A 17,770-nucleotide genomic window follows, 5' to 3' on the forward strand; every position below is an offset into this window, starting at 1 on the left:
CCGTGTTTTTACGCGTCGTGTAATCTGGCCTGATCTTGAATCAGGCAGGCGCGCCGCGTACGTCCAGCGACGCCAACCGTACGCCCGGATCGTCCGCACATCGTGATGCACGTGTTCTCCTAATAAGGTTGAGACCGCCATGTCCACACCATCGACATCGCAGGGGCTGGTCCGCATCGTCAACCTGCTGTTCACCGCGCTGACAGGGCTGTATCTGCTGGCCGGCGGCGCCTGGCTGGTGGCAATCGGCGGGTCGGCCTATTACGTCGTGGCCGGCGTCGCTTTGCTGGGCGTGGCATGGCTGCTGGCGCGCCGCAATGCCGCGGCACTTGTGCTGTATGCGCTCGTGCTCGTAGGAACGGCCATCTGGGCATCGTGGGAGGCGGGGCCGGATTTCTGGGCGCTTGCGCCGCGCTCGGGCGTGCTCGTGGTGTTCGGCGTGTGGCTGCTGCTCACGAGCCTGCGCGGCGCCGGTGGGAGCCGGGCCGGACCGGGAGCGTTGCTCGCCGCGCTCGTCGTCTGGGCGGGCGTCCTCGTCCACGCGGCCTTCAACGATCCGCAGACGGTCGACGGCCGTTTCGCCGCGTCGGCAAGCCCGGCGCCGGGCGCCGGGCCCATCGCGCCCGCCGACTGGCCGGCTTATGGCCGCACGCAGGAAGGCACCCGGTATTCGCCGCTGCGGCAGATCACGCCGGACAATGTGAAAAACCTGCAGGTGGCGTGGACCTTCCGCACGGGCGACATGAAGGGGCCGGACGACCCCGTCGAGATTACCGACGAGGTCACGCCGATCAAGATCGGCGACCTGCTCTACTTGTGTTCGCCGCACCAGAAGCTGTTCGCGCTCGATGCGAAGACGGGCGCGCTCAGGTGGACATTCGATCCGAAGCTCAAGACGGATCCGACCTTCCAGCACGTCACCTGCCGCGGCGTGTCGTACATCGATCTCGCGGCACCGAACGGCGCCGCCGTGCCGGGTGCCGCAGCCGATGCCGCTTGCACGCGCCGTATCTACCTGCCGGTCAACAACGGCCATCTGTATGCGCTCGACGCGCTTACCGGCGCGCGCTGCGCGGACTTCGCCGACCGCGGCGACCTGGACCTGCAGCACGCCATGCCGGTCACGAGGCCGGGCATGTACGAACCCACCTCGCCGCCGGTCGTCACGCCCAGGGTGATCGTCGTCGCGGGCGCCGTCGAAGACAATTTTTCGACGCGCGAACCGTCCGGCGTCATCCGCGGCTACGACGTGCGCACGGGCGCGTTGATGTGGGCGTTCGATCCCGGCGCACCGGACCCGAACCGGATCCCCGGGCCCGGCGAGCACTACACATGGAATTCGCCGAACGCGTGGGCCCCTGCGGCCTACGATGCGGCGCTCGACATCGTCTACCTGCCGATGGGCGTGTCGACGCCCGACATCTGGGGCGGCAACCGCACGCCCGACATGGAGCGCTATGCGTCCGGCCTGCTGGCGCTGCACGTGTCGACGGGCAAGCTCGCTTGGTTCTACCAGACCGTGCACCATGACCTGTGGGACATGGACCTGCCTTCCCAACCCACTCTCGTGGATATCAAGGACAAGGACGGCAAGACCGTGCCCGCCGTGTACGCCCCGGCGAAGACGGGCAATCTGTTCGTGCTCGACCGGCGCACCGGCGCGCTCGTCGTCCCCGCGCCCGAGACGCCGGTGCCGCAGGGCCCGGCGCCCGGCGACCGTGTCGCGCCGACCCAGCCGTTTTCCCGCCTCACGTTCCGCCCCACGGCGCTGCTCACCGACGCCGACATGTGGGGCGCGACGATGTACGACCAGCTCGTGTGCCGCATCATGTTCCATCGACTGCGCTACGAAGGCACGTTCACGCCGCCCTCGGTGCAGGGCACGCTCGTCTTCCCGGGCAACCTGGGCATGTTCGAGTGGGGCGGCCTGGCCGTCGATACCGACCGCAAGATCGCCATCGCCAATCCGATCGCGCTGCCCTTCGTCTCGCGCCTGGTCCCGCGCGGGCCCGACAATCCCGTGGAGCCTGCGCCGGGCACCAAAAGCGGCGGCTCGGAGCTGGGCCTCCAGACCCAGTACGGCGTACCGTACGGTGTGATGCTGAATCCCTTCCTGTCGCCGCTGGGCCTGCCGTGCAAGGAACCGGCATGGGGCTATATCTCGGCGATCGACCTGAACAGCCACGAGATCGTGTGGAAGAAGCGCATCGGCACGGTGCGCGACAGCGCGCCCGTCCCGCTGCCGTTCAAGATGGGCATGCCCATGCTGGGCGGCCCGATCGTGACGGCGGGCGGCGTGGCCTTCATCGGCGCGACGGCGGACTACTACCTGCGCGCGTTCGACGTGAATACGGGCGGCGAGCTGTGGCAAGCCCGCCTGCCGGCCGGCGCGCAGGCCACGCCGATGACCTATGCGGCCGGGGGCAAGCAATACGTCGTGATCGCCGCCGGCGGACACGGCTCCTTCGGCACCAAGCTCGGCGACTACGTGATCGCCTACGCGCTGCCTTAGCAGGCGCGGCACACCGCGCGGATGAACTCCGCCGCCCCCGCGGCATCCAAGCTGCGTGAACGGCGTCGGAATCGGTGTGCGACATGGTGGCGTGTAACAGGCTCATTCGTTCCCGGCATTGCCTCGCCGGGCTCGGCGCGGCGGCGCTGGCGGTATCCGCCCTCGGCGCCGCCGAGGTCCGTGCCGACGACGTCGCGACCAGTCCCTACCTGCTGGGCAAATGGGACGGCGCGCGCAAGCGCCTCGCCGAGCAAGGCGTGGCGTTCAACGTCGGCTACGGCCACGAACTGGCCCACAATTTCAGCGGCGGCACCGAGGACCTGACGCGCTATACGGACCAGTGGGTGTTCGCCACGACGCTGGACCTGGAGAAGCGCTGGGGCTGGCGCGGCGGCACGTTCCAGTTCACCATGACCGACCGTAACGGACGGGATCTCGGCGCGGATGCCCACATCGGCAACAACATGCTGATCCAGGAAGTCTACGGGCGCGGCCAGACCTGGCACCTGACGCAGCTGTGGCTGAACCAGAAACTGCTCGACGACCGTCTCGAGGTCAAACTCGGCCGCCTGACCACGGGCGAGGACTTCTTCAGCTTTTCCTGCGATTTCCAGAACCTGACGTTCTGCAGCGCCCAGCCGGGCAACCTGGTGGGCGACTACTGGGTCAACTGGCCGACCAGCCGGTGGGCGGCGCGCGTCCGCTACCACACGGCGGCGGACGCCTACGTGCAGCTGGGCGTGTACCAGGTCAACCCGAAGTACGTGGACGACCATTACGCGCGCCACAACGGCTGGAAGCCGAACAATCCGAGCGGTACGACCGGCGCGCTGATCCCGCTGGAAGCGGACTGGGAACCGAGCTGGCGCGGCCTGCCGGGAGCGTACAAGCTGGGCGCCTGGTACAACACGTCGGACGGCAAGGACCTGTATCTGGACGTGAACCACGACCCGCGCGCCATCAGCGGCCTGGCGCCGCTCGAGCGCAGCGGCCAGTTCGGCGCCTACCTGAGTTTGCAGCAGCAGGTGAGCGGCACGGCGGGCGGCCGCGGCGCGACGCTGTTCCTGAACTTTACCCAGGCCGACCGCAATACGGCGCGCCTGGACCGGCAGCTTGCGCTGGGCATGCAGTACAAGGGCCCGCTCGCGGGACGCGGCCAGGATTCGGTCGGCCTGGCCGTGGGCGCCACCCACAACAACGGGGGCTACGCCGACCTGGTGAGAGAGCGCGACGCGCGATCCGGCCAGGACACCGTCGTCGGCGGCAGCTACGAATACGTGGGCGAGCTGTATTACTCGTGGGTGCCGGTACCGTCGGTCTACGTGCGTCCCAACCTGCAGTACATCCTGCATCCGGGCGGGACCTCGCGCAATGCCAATGCCCTCGTGCTCGGGCTGAAATTCAGCGTCGTGTTCTGATGCCGGCGCCCGCTCAGCCGACCACCGACCCCAGCTTGAAGATCGGCAGATACATGGCAATCACCAGCCCGCCGATCAGCACCCCCAGCACCACCATGATGAGCGGCTCCATCAGCGAAGACAGCGCGGCGACGGCCTCGTCGACCTCTTCTTCGTAGAAATCCGCCACCTTGCCCAGCATGCCGTCCAGTGCGCCGGACTCCTCGCCGATCGAGACCATCTGCGTCACCATGTTCGGGAACACGTTCGCGTTCTGCATCGCCACCGTCAGGCTCGTACCCGTGCTGACTTCGTTCTGGATCTTCTTCGTGGCATCGAGGTAGACGGCGTTGCCGGAAGCGCCGCCCACCGAGTCCAGCGCTTCGACCAGCGGCACGCCGGCGGCGAACATGGTCGACAGCGTGCGGGTCCAGCGGGCGATCGTGGCCTTGCGGATCACGTCGCCGAAGACGGGCACGCGCAGCAGGAAGCGGTCCATCGCCTGCTGCACCTTCAGCGAGCGGCGCCAGGCCTGGAAGAAGAAGTACAGGCCGGCGAACAGGCTGCCGAAGATGATGTACCACCAGGCCACGACGAAGTCGGAGATGGCCATCACGATGAGGGTCGGGGCGGGCAGGTCGGCGCCGAAGCTGGAGAACACGGACTTGAACGCGGGGACCACCCAGATCATGATGACGGCGGTGACGATGAAGGCGATCGCGATGATCGAGGTCGGGTACATCAGCGCCGACTTGATCTTCGACTTCAGCGCCAGCGTCTTTTCCTTGTAGATGGCCAGGCGCGTGAGCAGGTCTTCGAGAATACCCGCCTGTTCGCCGGCGCCGACCAGGTTGCAGAACAGCGGGTCGAAGTACAGCGGGTACTTGCGGAAGGCGTTGTTCAGGCTCGTGCCCGTCTCGATGTCGGCGCGCAGGTCCATGATCAGGCGCGACATCGACGGGTTCGCATGGCCCTTGCCGACGATGTCGAAGGCTTGCAGCAGCGGCACGCCGGCCTTCATCATCGTGGCCAGCTGGCGGGTGAACAGGGTCAGGTCCTTGTCCTGGATCTTCTTGCCGCTGCGGTAGGCCTTCTTTTTAATCTTCGTCATCATGATGCCCTGGCGGCGCAGGGTCACGTTGACGATGGTTTCGCCGCCGGCGCGCATCTCGCCGCGCACGGTCTTGCCGGTCTTGTCCTTGCCTTCCCAGGCGAAGATGTATTCCTTGATCTTGCCGTTGGCGGCGCCGCGCATGCGGGCGGTCGAAGTCGTAGCCATGGTGGGTCCTATTCGTTGGTACAGCCGAGCACTTCCTCGAGGCTGGTCATGCCTTGCTTGACTTTCATGAGGCCGGAGCGGCGCAGCGAGTTCACGCCCTCGGCCTCGGCCTGGGCGGCGATCTGCATCGCGTTGCCGTGCGCCAGGATCAGCGCTTCGATGGCGGGCGTGATCGGCATGATCTGGTAGATGCCCACGCGGCCCTTGTAGCCGGAGCCGAGGCAGCGTTCGCAGCCCACGGGGCCGTAGGGCTTCCAGTCGCCGTCCAGGTCGCTGTCGCGGAAGCCCGCCGCCTTCAGCACGTCGCGGCCGATGTCGAGCGGCTGCTTGCACGCGCACAGGCGGCGCGCCAGGCGCTGCGCCGTGATCAGCACGACGGACGAGGCGATGTTGAACGGCGCCACGCCCATGTTCATCAGGCGCGTCAGCGTCGACGGCGCATCGTTGGTGTGCAGCGTGGAAAACACCATGTGGCCCGTCTGCGCCGCCTTGACGGCGATGTCGGCCGTTTCCAGGTCGCGGATCTCGCCGACCATGATGATGTCCGGATCCTGGCGCAGGAAGGCCTTCAGCGCCACGGGGAAGGTCAGGCCCGCCTTTTCGTTGACGTTGACCTGGTTCACGCCGGGCAGGTTGATCTCGGCCGGGTCTTCCGCCGTCGAGATATTGATGCCCGGCTTGTTCAGCAGGTTCAGGCAGCTGTACAGCGACACCGTCTTGCCGGAACCCGTCGGCCCCGTCACCAGCACCATGCCGTAGGGACGCGTGATGGCGTCGATCAGCAGGGCCTTCTGGTCCGGATCGTAGCCCAGCGCGTCGATGCCCATCTGGGCCTGGGTCGCATCCAGGATACGCATGACCGTCTTTTCGCCGAACAGCGTCGGCAGGGTGCTCACGCGGAAGTCGATGGTCCTGGTGGGCGACATCACGAGGCGCATGCGGCCGTCCTGCGGCACGCGCTTTTCCGAGATGTCCAGCTTGGCCAGCACCTTGATGCGCGAGACGAGCTTGTCGCGAATCGCCAGCGGCGGCGCCAGGTGGTCGCGCAGCACGCCGTCCACGCGCAGGCGGATGCGGTACTGCTTTTCGTAGGGCTCGAAGTGGATGTCGGAAGCGCCCAGCGTGATCGCGTCCAGCAGCACCTTGTTCAGGTAGCGCACGATGGGCGCGTCCTCGACCTCGGACGGCGCGCTTTCCGGCGCCTGCGCCTGCGTGTCCTCTTCCGCGAATTCGATCTCGTCGTCTTCACCGGCCAGGTCGCCCAGGTCCTGGTCGGCGTTCTTCGCCAGCGCGGCGAGGAGGGCCAGCAGGACGTCGTGGGCGACGATGACGGGTTCCACCGTGGACTCGGTCTGGAACTTGATCTGGTCGAGCGCCTGGGTATTGGTCGGGTCGGACACGGCCACCGACATCTTGTTGCCGCGCCTGGACAGCGCCACCACGCGCTGCGTCTGCATCAGGCGCGCGTCGATGGCGGTGGCGGGCAGCGCCTCCGGGCTGAACGTGGACAGGTCGAACAGCGGGTAGCCGAAGGTCTCGGAGCAGAAGGCGGCCAGGCCGCGGGCATCGATGAGGCCGGCGCCCAGCAGGGTATCGATGAAGCCGGCCTTGTCCGCCACGGCCTTCCTCTGCAGGCCGTCCGCCTGGGCAGGGCTGAGCCTTCCCGCCTGCAGCAGGGCGCGCGCCAACCCCGGCAACGCCGTACCGGTGGTGGTGTTGGGGAGGACTGCTGCCATATGGTTAAGGTCGAACGGACGACAGGGGGCAGGGCAGGACGAGCGGCCCCGAGGGATTCAAGGGATGATGCCCGCAGGCATCAAATTGGTCAAGCGTTTGGCCCCCGGAGGGAGGCATGCTTACCACGTAGACGATTTGCTCATGACAGCGTGACATCGGATCTCCCGCAAAAACCTGCCAAGTCGGCATTGCTTGCCATCATCGGACGATGCCGGATGTGCAAGCCGGGATTGGACCGGTGCCGGACGCGGCAGTTTCAGCGGATTGTTTGATGCGGTCGCGAGAAAAGTACGGTACATGAAGAACGTCGTCCCTGCGCAGGCAGGGACCCAATGTTGCCAGCATGGCGACGACACTGACAGAACTGCTTGCGCAGGGACGACGTATTTCTTTGCGGGGACTTGAAGATCGAGCGCGCGCCAGTGCCAGGCGCGTGCCGGCGGATGAGGACAGTGCCGGCACACATTCGTCAATTCCACCAGTGGGCGGTGGTCCCGGCTTCCGGCAGCCGCGCCTGGCGCGCCGCGTGGACGATGCCGGCGTCGACGGCCTGGTCGGCCGTGTAGATGCGCGAGCTGCCGGTGAGGAAGCCGCGGATGTCCTGGGGCGCGGGCGCGCCGCGCGTGGCTTCCTCGAAGATGGACGCGTAGCGCTCGGCATCGAAGTCCAGGCAGTCGCGCCATTCGGAGATGCGGGCATGGTCGGCCGCCACCAGGTTGCCGAAGCCCCAGTGCAGCGGGTGGATCAGGAAGCGGGTGCCGGGGCAGGCATAGCGCTTCTGCCCGGCCAGGAAGATGGCGACGCCCACCGACTCGACGCTGCCCACGTTCCAGGTGGTGAGCGGCAGCGGCAGCGATTTGAGGAAGAAGTACAGCGCGAAGCCGGCCGTCATGTTGCCGCCTTCGGTGGACATGTGCAGTTCGATCTCGGTGGCGCCGCTCTGCAGCGCCTGGAGGCACAGATTACGGATGGTGCAGGCCGTGGTCGCGTTGATGGGGCCGATGAAATGGACGACGTGCAAAGACATGGAAATCCTCCCGGAGCCAAGGATAGCAATTTCTTCATGCCGGGCTCGTACGACTGGTGGGTGGACGGCTCCGCTTGCCGCGGCGGCACATCGAGCGGCTACTATCACCGCGTGGACGGCAGAGCCGTCCACCCTACGGGTTCAGCTGCCCCGGTAGGTCGAATACGACCAGGGCGTGACCACCAGCGGCACGTGGTAGTTCTGGGACGCGTCCGCCACGCCGAAGGCGATCGTCACGCGGTCCACGAAGCGCGGGAACGGCAGCTGGACGCCCTGGGCCGCGAAATAGTCGCCGGCCGCGAACACCAGCTCGTACTGGCCGGCCCGCAGGGCGTCGCCCTCCAGCAGCGGCTTGTCGCAGCGCCCGTCCGCATTCGTGGCCGTGCTGGCGAGCAGGATGCGCGTGCCGTCGCGGACGGCATGGAGTTCCACCGCCACGCCCGCGGCCGGCCGGCCGTGGGCGGTATCGAGTACGTGGGTGCTGAGTTTTCCCATTTGTCATCCTATACGTGGAGCCTGAGCAGGCGTATGCGGCTGATGATATAACGATGTACTTCCTGCAATATATGATGGAACATATACCCATCTTCGCGAGCGCCCATGGACACCTACCGAGATTATCCGCGCGACCTCGTCGGCTACGGCCGCAACCCGCCGCACCCGCAATGGCCGGGCCAGGCGCGCATCGCCCTGCAGTTCGTGCTGAACTACGAGGAAGGCGGCGAAAACAACGTGCTGCACGGGGACGCCGGCTCGGAAACCTTCCTGTCCGAGATCATCGGCGCCCAGTCCTTCCCCATGCGCCACATGAGCATGGAATCGCTGTACGAATACGGCTCGCGCGCGGGACTGTGGCGCATCCTGCGCCTGTTCGAGGAAAGGCGGATGCCGCTGACGGTGTTCGGGGTGGCGATGGCCCTGAAGCGCCATCCGGAAGCGGTGGCGGCGTTCCGCGAGCTGGGCCACGAGATCGCCTGCCACGGCCTGCGCTGGATCTCGTACCAGAACGTCGACGAAGCCACCGAGCGCGCGCACATGAAGGAAGCCGTCGACATCCTCCGCGAACTCACGGGAGAAGCGCCGCAGGGCTGGTACACGGGCCGCGATTCGCCGAACACGCGCCGGCTGGTGCTGGAGCACGGCGGCTTCGTCTACGATGCCGACCATTATGGCGACGACCTGCCGTTCTGGACCGAGGTATCGTTCACCGACGCCAATGGCTGGCATGCCAAGCGTGAGCACCTCGTGGTGCCGTACACGCTGGACACGAACGACATGCGCTTCGCGGCCATGCAGGGGTTCAATTCGGGAACCCAGTTCTTCGATTACCTGAAGGATGCGTTCGACGTGCTGTATGCGGAGGGCGACCCCAACGGCCTGGACCAGCCGAAGATGCTGTCGATCGGCCTGCATTGCCGCCTGGCCGGCCGTCCCGCCCGCGCGGCGGCGCTGGCGCGCTTCCTCGACTATGTGCAGCGCCACCACCACGTGTGGATCGCGCGCCGCATCGACATAGCGCGCCACTGGCAGGACGTGCATCCCTGGCAGCAAACAGGTACCTGAGCGGCGCTTCCTGATATGCTTCATCGATGATATTCGACATATCGATTTAGTTATATGAAGAAAGTGCCGCACTGCTAATCTTGCATGTTGGGTTCACTCCGAGGCAACGATGTCCACACCGATCCGATTCTTTTACCGCGGTGCCGTCCATGAAGTGGTGGACGTCGCGCCGACGCAGACCGTGCTGCAGCACCTGCGCGAAGACCTGCATTGCACCGGCACCAAGGAAGGTTGCGCCGAGGGCGATTGCGGCGCTTGCACGGTCGTGGTCGGATCGCTGGAGGGCGGCGAGGTGCAACTCAAGGCCGTGAATGCCTGCATCCAGTTCACGCCCACGCTGGACGGCAAGGCGCTGTTCACCGTCGAGGACCTGCAGCAGCCGGACGGCGCCCTGCACCCCGTGCAGCAGGCGCTGGTCGAATGCCACGGTTCCCAGTGCGGCTTCTGCACGCCGGGCTTTGCCATGTCCTTGTGGGGCATGTACCTGAACCAGGACGGCCGCGCACCCACGCGCTGCCAGATCGACGACGCCCTGTCCGGCAACCTGTGCCGCTGCACGGGCTACCGTCCCATCATCGATGCCGCCCGCCGCATGGGCGAGCTGCCGCCCGTCGCCTTCGACCGCGCGGCGCTGGCCGAGACGCTGCGCGGCCTGCAGCGCGAAGCGGGCGCCGTCTACGGCTTCGCCGGCCAGTCCTTCCACGCGCCGCGCACGCTCGACGAACTCGTCGCCGCCCGCGGCGCGCATCCCGAGGCCGTGCTGCTGGCCGGCTCGACGGACGTCGGCCTGTGGGTCACCAAGCAGATGCGGGTGCTCACGGACATCATCTACCTGGGCCACGTGGCCGAGCTGAAGACGGTGCGCGAGGCCGGCGGCTGCATCGAGATCGGCGCCGGCGTCTCGCTGGAAGACGCGTACGCGGCCGTGTGCCGCCACTATCCCGCCGAGCTGGGCGAACTGCGCCAGCGCTTTGCCTCGCTGCCGATCCGTAACGCGGGCACGCTGGGCGGCAACGTCGCCAACGGTTCGCCGATCGGCGATTCGATGCCGTGGCTGATCGCGCTGGGCAGCAGCATCGTGCTGCGCGGGCCGGAGGGCGAGCGCACGCTGGCGCTGGAGGATTTCTATCTCGGCTACCAGGTCAAGGACCTGCGCGCCGGCGAGATCGTGGCCGCCGTGCGCGTGCCGCTGCCGCGCCCGAACGTGGTGCTGCGCACCTATAAACTGGCCAAGCGCTTCGACCAGGACATCTCGGCCGTGTGCGCCGCCTTCGCCTTCACGCTGGAAGACGGCATCGTGCGCGACGCCCGCATCGCCTTCGGCGGCATGGCGGCGACGCCGAAGCGCGCCGCGCAGGCGGAAGGGGTGCTGCGCGGCCGCGCCTGGGACGAGTCGGCGGTGGACGAGGCGATGGCCGCGCTGGCGCGCGACTACGCGCCGCTGTCCGACATGCGCGCCTCCAGCAACTACCGCATGAAGGCGGCGCGGAACCTGCTGCGCCGCTACTGGTACGAGACGCGCCGCGACGATCCGTTGCCGGCGGCGGCACTGAACGCATTCGCGCAGGCTTGAGGAGGACAGGATGAACGACGCAGCCAACCCGGCCATCGACTCAGTTGCGAGCAGCGCGGCCTGGACCCAGGTCGGCCGCTCGCGCCCGCACGAATCGGCGCGCCTGCACGTGCTCGGCCAGGCCGACTACACGGACGACATCGCGGAAACGCGCGGCACGCTGCACGGGGCGCTGGGCCTGTCGGCCAAGGCGCACTCGCGCATCCTCGGCATCGACCTGGCGGCCGTCAAGGCCAGCCGCGGCGTGCGCGCCGTCTACACGGCCCGCGACATCCCTGGCACCAACGACTGCGGCCCGATCATCCACGACGATCCGATCCTGGCCGATGGCCTCGTGCAGTACGTGGGCCAGCCCCTCTTCATCGTCGTCGCCGACAGCCACCAGGATGCGCGCCGCGCCGCGCGCCTGGCGACCGTCACCTACGAGGAGCTGCCGGCGATCCTGACGCCGCAGGCGGCCCGTGCCGCGCAATCGTACGTGCTGCCGCCGATGCGCCTGCAGCGCGGCGATGCGCAGGCCGCGTTCGAACGGGCGCCACACCGGGTCAAGGGCGAGCTGCTCGTCGGCGGCCAGGAACAGTTCTATCTCGAAGGCCAGATCGCCTACGCGATCCCGCAGGAAAACGACGGCATGCTGGTGCAGTGCTCGACCCAGCACCCGAGCGAGATGCAGCACGTGGTCGCGCACGCGCTGGGCCTGCATTCGCACCACGTGACGGTCGAGTGCCGGCGCATGGGCGGCGGCTTCGGCGGCAAGGAATCGCAATCGGCCTTGTGGGCGGCGGCGGCGGCCGTCGCGGCGAAGAAGAGCGGGCGCCCGGTGAAACTGCGCGCGGACCGGGACGACGACATGCTCGTCACGGGCAAGCGCCACTGCTTCCACTACGAATACGAGGTCGGCTACGACGACGCGGGCCGCATCGTGGCGGCGAAGGTCGACATGGTCAGCCGTGCCGGCTTCTCGGCCGATCTGTCCGGCCCCGTGGCCACGCGCGCCGTCTGCCATTTCGACAACACGTATTACCTGTCCGACGTCGACATCCGCGCCGCCTGCGGCAAGACGAACACCCAGTCGAACACGGCGTTCCGCGGCTTCGGCGGGCCGCAGGGCGCCATCGCGATGGAATACGTGCTCGACGAGATCGCCCGCAACCTAGGCCGCGACGCGCTCGACATCCGCAAGCTGAATTTCTACGGCAAGGCCGATCGCAACGTCACGCCCTACGGCCAGACCATCGTCGACAACGTGATCCACGAACTGGTCGACGAGCTGGAAGCGACGAGCGACTACCGCGCGCGGCGCGCGGCCATCGACGCCTACAACTCCACGAGTCCCGTGCTGAAGAAAGGCCTGGCGCTGACGCCCGTGAAGTTCGGCATCGCCTTCAACGTGACGCACCTGAACCAGGCCGGCGCCCTCGTGCACGTGTACGTGGACGGCTCCGTCCTCGTGAACCACGGCGGCACCGAGATGGGGCAGGGCGTCAACACCAAGGTGATGCAGGTGGTGGCGCACGAGCTGGGCGTGGACCTGGCGCGCGTGCGCATCACGGCCACGCGCACGGACAAGGTCGCGAACACCTCGGCCACGGCGGCATCGACGGGCGCCGACCTGAACGGCAAGGCCGCGCAGGATGCGGCGCGCCAGATCCGCGAGCGCCTGGCGGACTATGCGGCCAGGACCTGGGGCGGCAAGGCCGAGGACGTGCGCTTCGCGGCCGATACCGTGTTCGTGGACGGCCACGAGGTGCCGTTCGGCGAGCTGGTCGCGCGGGCCTACCTGTCGCGCGTGCAGCTGTGGTCGGACGGCTACTATGCCACGCCGGGCCTGCACTGGGATGCCAAGACGATGACGGGCCGGCCGTTCTCGTATTTCGCCTACGGCGCGGCGGTGGCCGAGGTGGTCGTCGACACGCTGACCGGTGAATGGAAGCTGCTGCGCGCCGACTGCCTGTACGACGCCGGCAACTCCCTGAATCCCGCGCTCGACATCGGCCAGGTCGAAGGCGCCTTCATCCAGGGCATGGGCTGGCTGACGACGGAAGAGCTGTGGTGGAACGACGGCGGCAAGCTGATGACGCATGCGCCGTCCACCTACAAGATCCCCGCCGTGTCCGACTGCCCCGAGGACTTCCGCGTGCGCCTGTTCGACAACCGCAACGTCGAGGATTCGATCCACCGCTCCAAGGCCGTGGGCGAGCCGCCGCTGCTGCTGCCGTTCTCCGTGTTCTTCGCCATCCGCGACGCCATCTCCAGCGTGGGCGGGCACCGCGTGAACCCGCCGCTGCGCGCGCCGGCGACGGCGGAGGCGATCCTCGATGCGATCGCGGCGGTCGAAGCCGGCGCGACTGCCGAAGGCTGACATGGACGACTGGCTGCAAGCGCCGGCGCTCCCCGCCGTGCTGGTCACGGTCGCGCGCGTCGAAGGTTCGGTGCCGCGCGAGGCGGGTGCCCGCATGCTCGTCGGCGCCGCGCGCCAATGGGACACGGTGGGCGGCGGCCACCTCGAGCTGCGCGCCGTCGAGATCGCGCGCGCCATGCTGGCGGGCGGCGCGCCCCGCCGCCTGGAACGCTTCCCGCTCGGCCCCGGCCTGGGCCAGTGCTGCGGCGGCGTCGCCCACCTTGCCTTCGAGCGCGTCGACGGCGCGCACCTCGCCGCGCTGGCGGCGCGCCGCACCGTCGATACCTGGCGCCTGGTGGCCTTCGACGGAGAACCCGGCCTGGCCTTGTGCGACGAAGCGGGCAAGCCCCTGGCCGGGACCGCGCCGGCCTTCGACCGCGCGGCCGGCACCCACGTGCTGCGCGACGCCGATGGCCGGCGCTGGCTGGCCGACCTGGTGGCGGCGCCGCGCGCCCATGTGATGCTGTTCGGCGCCGGCCACGTGGGCGCCGCCATCGTGCGCGCGCTGGCGGAGCTGCCGTGCCGCGTGACCTGGGTCGACGAGCGCGACGCCATGTTCCCCGCGAATCTGCCGCATAATGTGACCGTCGAGGCGACCGACGTGCCCGAGGCGCTGGCGCAGCACGCCGCGCCGGGCACGTTCTTCCTCGTCATGACGCACAGCCACGCGCTCGACCAGCGCCTGGCCGAAACCATCCTGAAGCGCCCCACCGACGACTGGTTCGGGCTGATCGGATCCGATACGAAACGCAAGCAGTTCGAGCGCCGCCTGCTGGAGCGCGGTGTCGACGGCGCGCGCCTCGACGCCATGGTCTGCCCGGTGGGCGTGCCCGGCATCGAAGGCAAGCAGCCCGCCGTCATCGCCGTGGCCGTGGCCGCGCAACTGCTGATGGCCTGGGAGCGGGCGTTCGCGCCCGGCCCCGGCCACGCATTACCCGAAAGAAGCTGATGTCCAACGCACCCTCCACCTTGCAGGCATTCCGCGCGAGCCTGCTGCATTTTCACGCCGATCCGGCGTTTTCCGACGCGGCCCACGCCTGGCACGCGGACGGCCTGCTCGTCGTCGACGCGGCAGGGCGCATCGTCGCGGCCGGCGATTACGCCGCGCTGGAAGGCACGCTGCCGTTTGGAACGCCCGTCACCGACTGGTCCGGCAAGATCATCTGCCCCGGCTTCATCGACACCCACCTGCATTTCCCGCAGACCGACATGATCGCCTCGCCGGCCCCGGGCCTGCTGCCCTGGCTGGAGACGTATACCTTTCCCACCGAGGGGCGCTTCGCGGACCCGGCGCATGCGCGCGCCACCGCCGACTTCTTCCTCGACGAGCTGCTGCGCAACGGCACCACGACGGCCTCCGTCTACTGCACCGTGCACGCCGATTCCGTCGACGCGCTGTTCGAGGCGAGCGCCGCGCGCAATCTGCGCATGGCGGCCGGCAAGGTGCTGATGGACCGCCATTGCCCGGACTTCCTGCGCGACACGGCCGACATGCGCGCGAGCGAGGACCTGATCCGCCGCTGGCACGGCAAGGGCCGCGCCATGTACGCGATCACGCCGCGCTTCGCCCCCACGTCCACCGAGGCCCAGCTGGCCGCCACCGGCGAGCTGGCGCGCGCCTTCCCGGACACCATCATCCAGACGCACGTGGCGGAAAACCGCGACGAATGCGCCTGGGTGCGGGAGCTGTTCCCGCAGCAGCGCAGCTACCTGTCCGTGTACGAGCACTATGGCCTGATGCGCCCGCGCGCGTTGTTCGGCCACTGCATCTGGCTCGACGACGAGGACTTCCGCCTGATGGCCGATACGGGATCGGCGATCGCCCATTGCCCGACCTCCAACCTGTTCCTGGGCAGCGGCCTGTTCGACATGGCGCGCGCCGACGCGGCCGGGGCCCTGGTCTCGCTGGGCACGGACGTGGGTGCGGGCACGTCGTTCTCGATATTGCAAACAATGAATGAAGCGTATAAAGTTGCGCGGTTGAAAGGCAGCTACCTTCCGGCCTTGCGCATGTTCTACCTCGCCACGCTGGGCGCCGCGCGCAGCATGCAGCTCGAGGGCACGATCGGCAATTTCGCGGCCGGCGCCGAGGCCGACTTCATCGTCCTCGACCCCAAGGCCACGCCGCTGCTGGCGCGCCGCACGGCGAACGCCGGCACCCTCGAGGAAACGCTGTTCGCGCTGGCCCTGCTGGGCGACGACCGTGCCATCCGCGCCACCTACGCGGCGGGCCGGCTGGTGCATGAACGGGAAGAACTGCCGGCCTGAATTCCGTCGTCCCCGCGCAGGCGACGACGCTTCACTTACGACCTGAGCCGAGAATATCCATGATGCAGAAAACCCTGCTTGCCGCCCTGACCGCCGCCGCCTTCGCCGTCCCGGCCCACGCGCGCCCGCCGGCCGCCGGCGCCGCCAACGAAGCCGCCACAGCGCGCCACTACGCGGCCCTGGTTGCCGGCACCCCGAAGACGGCCGAACTGACGCTGTTCTTCTCGCAGATGCCCAAGGGCGGCGACCTGCACCACCATTACTCGGGCGCCGTGTATGCCGAGACCTATGTCGACTTCCTGGAAAAGCGCGGTTTCTGCGTCGACAAGCGCAGCTACACGATCGTGACCGACAAGGCCGCCATCGACGCGGACCGCGCCAAGCCGGCGGCCGCGCGCAACTGCCTCACGACTGCCGAGGTGTACGCGGACGACCATACCTACCGCGAGCTGCTGCAGCGCTGGTCGAGCAAGGACTTCCACAACCACGGCGCCGACCAGCCGCCGCCGGACCGCCAGTTCTTCTCGACCTTCGGCTACTTCGGCCCGGTCGCGGACAGCGGCAACTTCCACGACGGCCTGCTCGAGCTGAAGGAACGCGCCGTGCGCGAGAACGTCGCCTACATCGAGACGATGTACAAGCTGGCGCCGTTCGTCGCGAACGCCGACTTCGACGCCAAGGCCTGGCAGAACGCCGAGAACGATGCCGCGCTGGACGCCCAGCTGCGCAGCTGGATGACGGCGCTGGACCAGGATGCGAAGTTCACCGCCAACCTGGCCGACTTCGTCGCCGCCATCGACAAGGAAGCGGCCGGCATCGACGACGAGCGCTTCACGATGCGCTACCAGCTGTACGTGCTGCGCCTGCTGAACCCGTCGCAGGTGTTCTCGTCGATGGTGTCGGCCTTCAAGGCGGCGCACCGCGGTGGCAAGATCGTCGGCGTGAACATCGTCGGCCAGGAAAGCCGCATGGTGCCGATGCGCGACTACACGCTGCACATGAAGATGTTCCGCTTCCTGAAGAAGGTCTACCCGGACGTCAAGGTGGCCATGCATGCGGGCGAGCTGGCGCTGGGCGACGTGCGTCCGGAAGACCTGCAGTACCACATCGACCAGGCCCTGAACATCGCCGGCGCCAACCGCATCGGCCACGGCATCGACCTGGCCCACGAGACCAATGCGCCCGCCTTGATGAAGGCAATGCGCGCCAAGGACATCCCGGTCGAGATCAACCTGACCTCGAACGCCTTCATCAGCGGCATCGAAGGCGAGAACCACCCGGTCACGCTGTACCGTAAATACGGCGTGCCCTACGTGATCTCGACCGACGACGCCGGCGTCACGCGCCACACGCTGTCCAACGAGTACGTGCTGTTCGCCAGCCGCTACAAGCCGAGCTACGCGGAAATCAAGAAGACCGCGTACGACAGCATCCGCTACAGCTTCCTCGACAAGGACGGCAAGGCGCGCCTGGTGCGCCAGCTCGATGCGCGCTTCGCCAAGTTCGAGGCCGACATGGCGGCGCTGGAGCGCAGCAGCGCCAAGCGCTGACCGTTTTCCCCGTTTTCCCTCCACCGGCGGCGTCCTGCCGCCGGTATCCCACCCCATGACGTTGTTATATGGCGACGATCACGCATCTCCCGCTTGTAACTGCTGTGGTGACGGCGCGACAAAAATCACGCTTTCTCACCATCGGTGCTTAAAAAAGTAGCAAAAAAATTTCGCAAAAGCATGCCTCATCTATAATCGCGCCGTCGGTTTACGTAGTGCAGTGCACAAAAGAGTTGAAAAACAAAGTTGGTTTTCCTCGTTGATTTATACATATTCCGTATAAATGCTTAAAGGAAAACATATTTGTCAGGCATGAAGGGCTCATGCATGATCGAGCGCTGGAGCTGGAAAAATTAGCAAGATTTTCCTGCTCCGCCGGATCGGCGAGAACGAGCACCCACATGCTGATCGGTCATCAACCTGAAATATCCGTCCTCTACACTACCGTTTTTTGTTTTTTTGA

General features: G+C 67.5%; 12 protein-coding genes. 8 read left to right on the plus strand and 4 right to left on the minus strand.

From position 1 onward, the window contains the following. Window positions 1-139: 139 nt before the first annotated feature. Both QPK32_RS09745 and QPK32_RS09750 read left to right on the plus strand, forming a co-directional pair. Window positions 140-2,512 carry a glucose/quinate/shikimate family membrane-bound PQQ-dependent dehydrogenase gene (locus tag QPK32_RS09745; protein WP_290412608.1) on the plus strand — a complete coding sequence of 791 codons (2,373 nt, stop codon included), beginning with the start codon at window positions 140-142 and terminating at the stop codon, window positions 2,510-2,512. 83 nt (window positions 2,513-2,595) lie between these two features. Next, complete coding sequence (locus QPK32_RS09750) at window positions 2,596-3,930, plus strand: carbohydrate porin (protein WP_290412609.1); 1,335 nt, start codon at window positions 2,596-2,598, stop codon at window positions 3,928-3,930. Between the two features lie 13 nt (window positions 3,931-3,943). Here the strand turns inward: QPK32_RS09750 and QPK32_RS09755 are convergent, their stop codons facing one another. From QPK32_RS09755 to uraH, 4 genes are all read right to left on the minus strand, one after another. Then, the gene (locus QPK32_RS09755; RefSeq protein ID WP_290412610.1) at window positions 3,944-5,188 is read right to left on the minus strand and encodes a type II secretion system F family protein; all 1,245 of its coding nucleotides are present in this window, start codon (window positions 5,186-5,188) and stop codon (window positions 3,944-3,946) included. A gap of 8 nt (window positions 5,189-5,196) precedes the next feature. Next, window positions 5,197-6,924 (minus strand): type IV-A pilus assembly ATPase PilB, encoded by a 1,728-nt coding sequence (pilB, locus tag QPK32_RS09760; RefSeq protein ID WP_290412611.1) that lies wholly within the window; start codon window positions 6,922-6,924, stop codon window positions 5,197-5,199. A 470-nt stretch (window positions 6,925-7,394) separates the two neighbouring features. Continuing rightward, window positions 7,395-7,952 carry a ClpP family protease gene (locus QPK32_RS09765; protein ID WP_290412612.1) on the minus strand — a complete coding sequence of 186 codons (558 nt, stop codon included), beginning with the start codon at window positions 7,950-7,952 and terminating at the stop codon, window positions 7,395-7,397. A gap of 141 nt (window positions 7,953-8,093) precedes the next feature. Then, window positions 8,094-8,447: a hydroxyisourate hydrolase gene (gene uraH / locus QPK32_RS09770; RefSeq protein ID WP_290412613.1), complete on the minus strand. Its 354-nt coding sequence runs from the start codon at window positions 8,445-8,447 to the stop codon at window positions 8,094-8,096. A 105-nt stretch (window positions 8,448-8,552) separates the two neighbouring features. Here uraH and puuE point away from each other — a divergent pair, with 105 nt between their 5' ends. The 6 genes from puuE to QPK32_RS09800 all read left to right on the plus strand — a co-directional run bounded on the left by puuE (window position 8,553) and on the right by QPK32_RS09800 (window position 17,307). Then, a complete protein-coding gene (gene puuE / locus QPK32_RS09775; RefSeq protein WP_290412614.1) occupies window positions 8,553-9,515 on the plus strand; it encodes an allantoinase PuuE in 963 nt (320 codons plus the stop codon). Window positions 9,516-9,624: 109 nt separating this feature from the next. Next, window positions 9,625-11,088 carry a xanthine dehydrogenase small subunit gene (gene xdhA / locus QPK32_RS09780; protein ID WP_290412615.1) on the plus strand — a complete coding sequence of 488 codons (1,464 nt, stop codon included), beginning with the start codon at window positions 9,625-9,627 and terminating at the stop codon, window positions 11,086-11,088. Window positions 11,089-11,098: 10 nt separating this feature from the next. Further along, the gene (gene xdhB, locus QPK32_RS09785) at window positions 11,099-13,450 is read left to right on the plus strand and encodes a xanthine dehydrogenase molybdopterin binding subunit (RefSeq protein WP_290412616.1); all 2,352 of its coding nucleotides are present in this window, start codon (window positions 11,099-11,101) and stop codon (window positions 13,448-13,450) included. A 1-nt stretch (window position 13,451) separates the two neighbouring features. Further along, on the plus strand, window positions 13,452-14,438 hold the full coding sequence (xdhC, locus tag QPK32_RS09790) for a xanthine dehydrogenase accessory protein XdhC (RefSeq protein WP_290412617.1): 987 nt from the start codon (window positions 13,452-13,454) through the stop codon (window positions 14,436-14,438). Next, entirely contained in the window at window positions 14,438-15,757 is a 1,320-nt protein-coding gene (gene guaD, locus QPK32_RS09795) for a guanine deaminase (RefSeq protein WP_290412618.1), read from the plus strand. The genes xdhC and guaD overlap by 1 nt, the downstream gene beginning before the upstream one ends. Window positions 15,758-15,816: 59 nt before the next feature. Further along, a complete protein-coding gene (locus QPK32_RS09800; protein ID WP_308632499.1) occupies window positions 15,817-17,307 on the plus strand; it encodes an adenosine deaminase in 1,491 nt (496 codons plus the stop codon). Window positions 17,308-17,770: the final 463 nt, after the last annotated feature.

It is taken from the genome of Massilia sp. YIM B02763 (genome assembly GCF_030412015.1).
Taxonomy (GTDB): domain Bacteria; phylum Pseudomonadota; class Gammaproteobacteria; order Burkholderiales; family Burkholderiaceae_D; genus Telluria.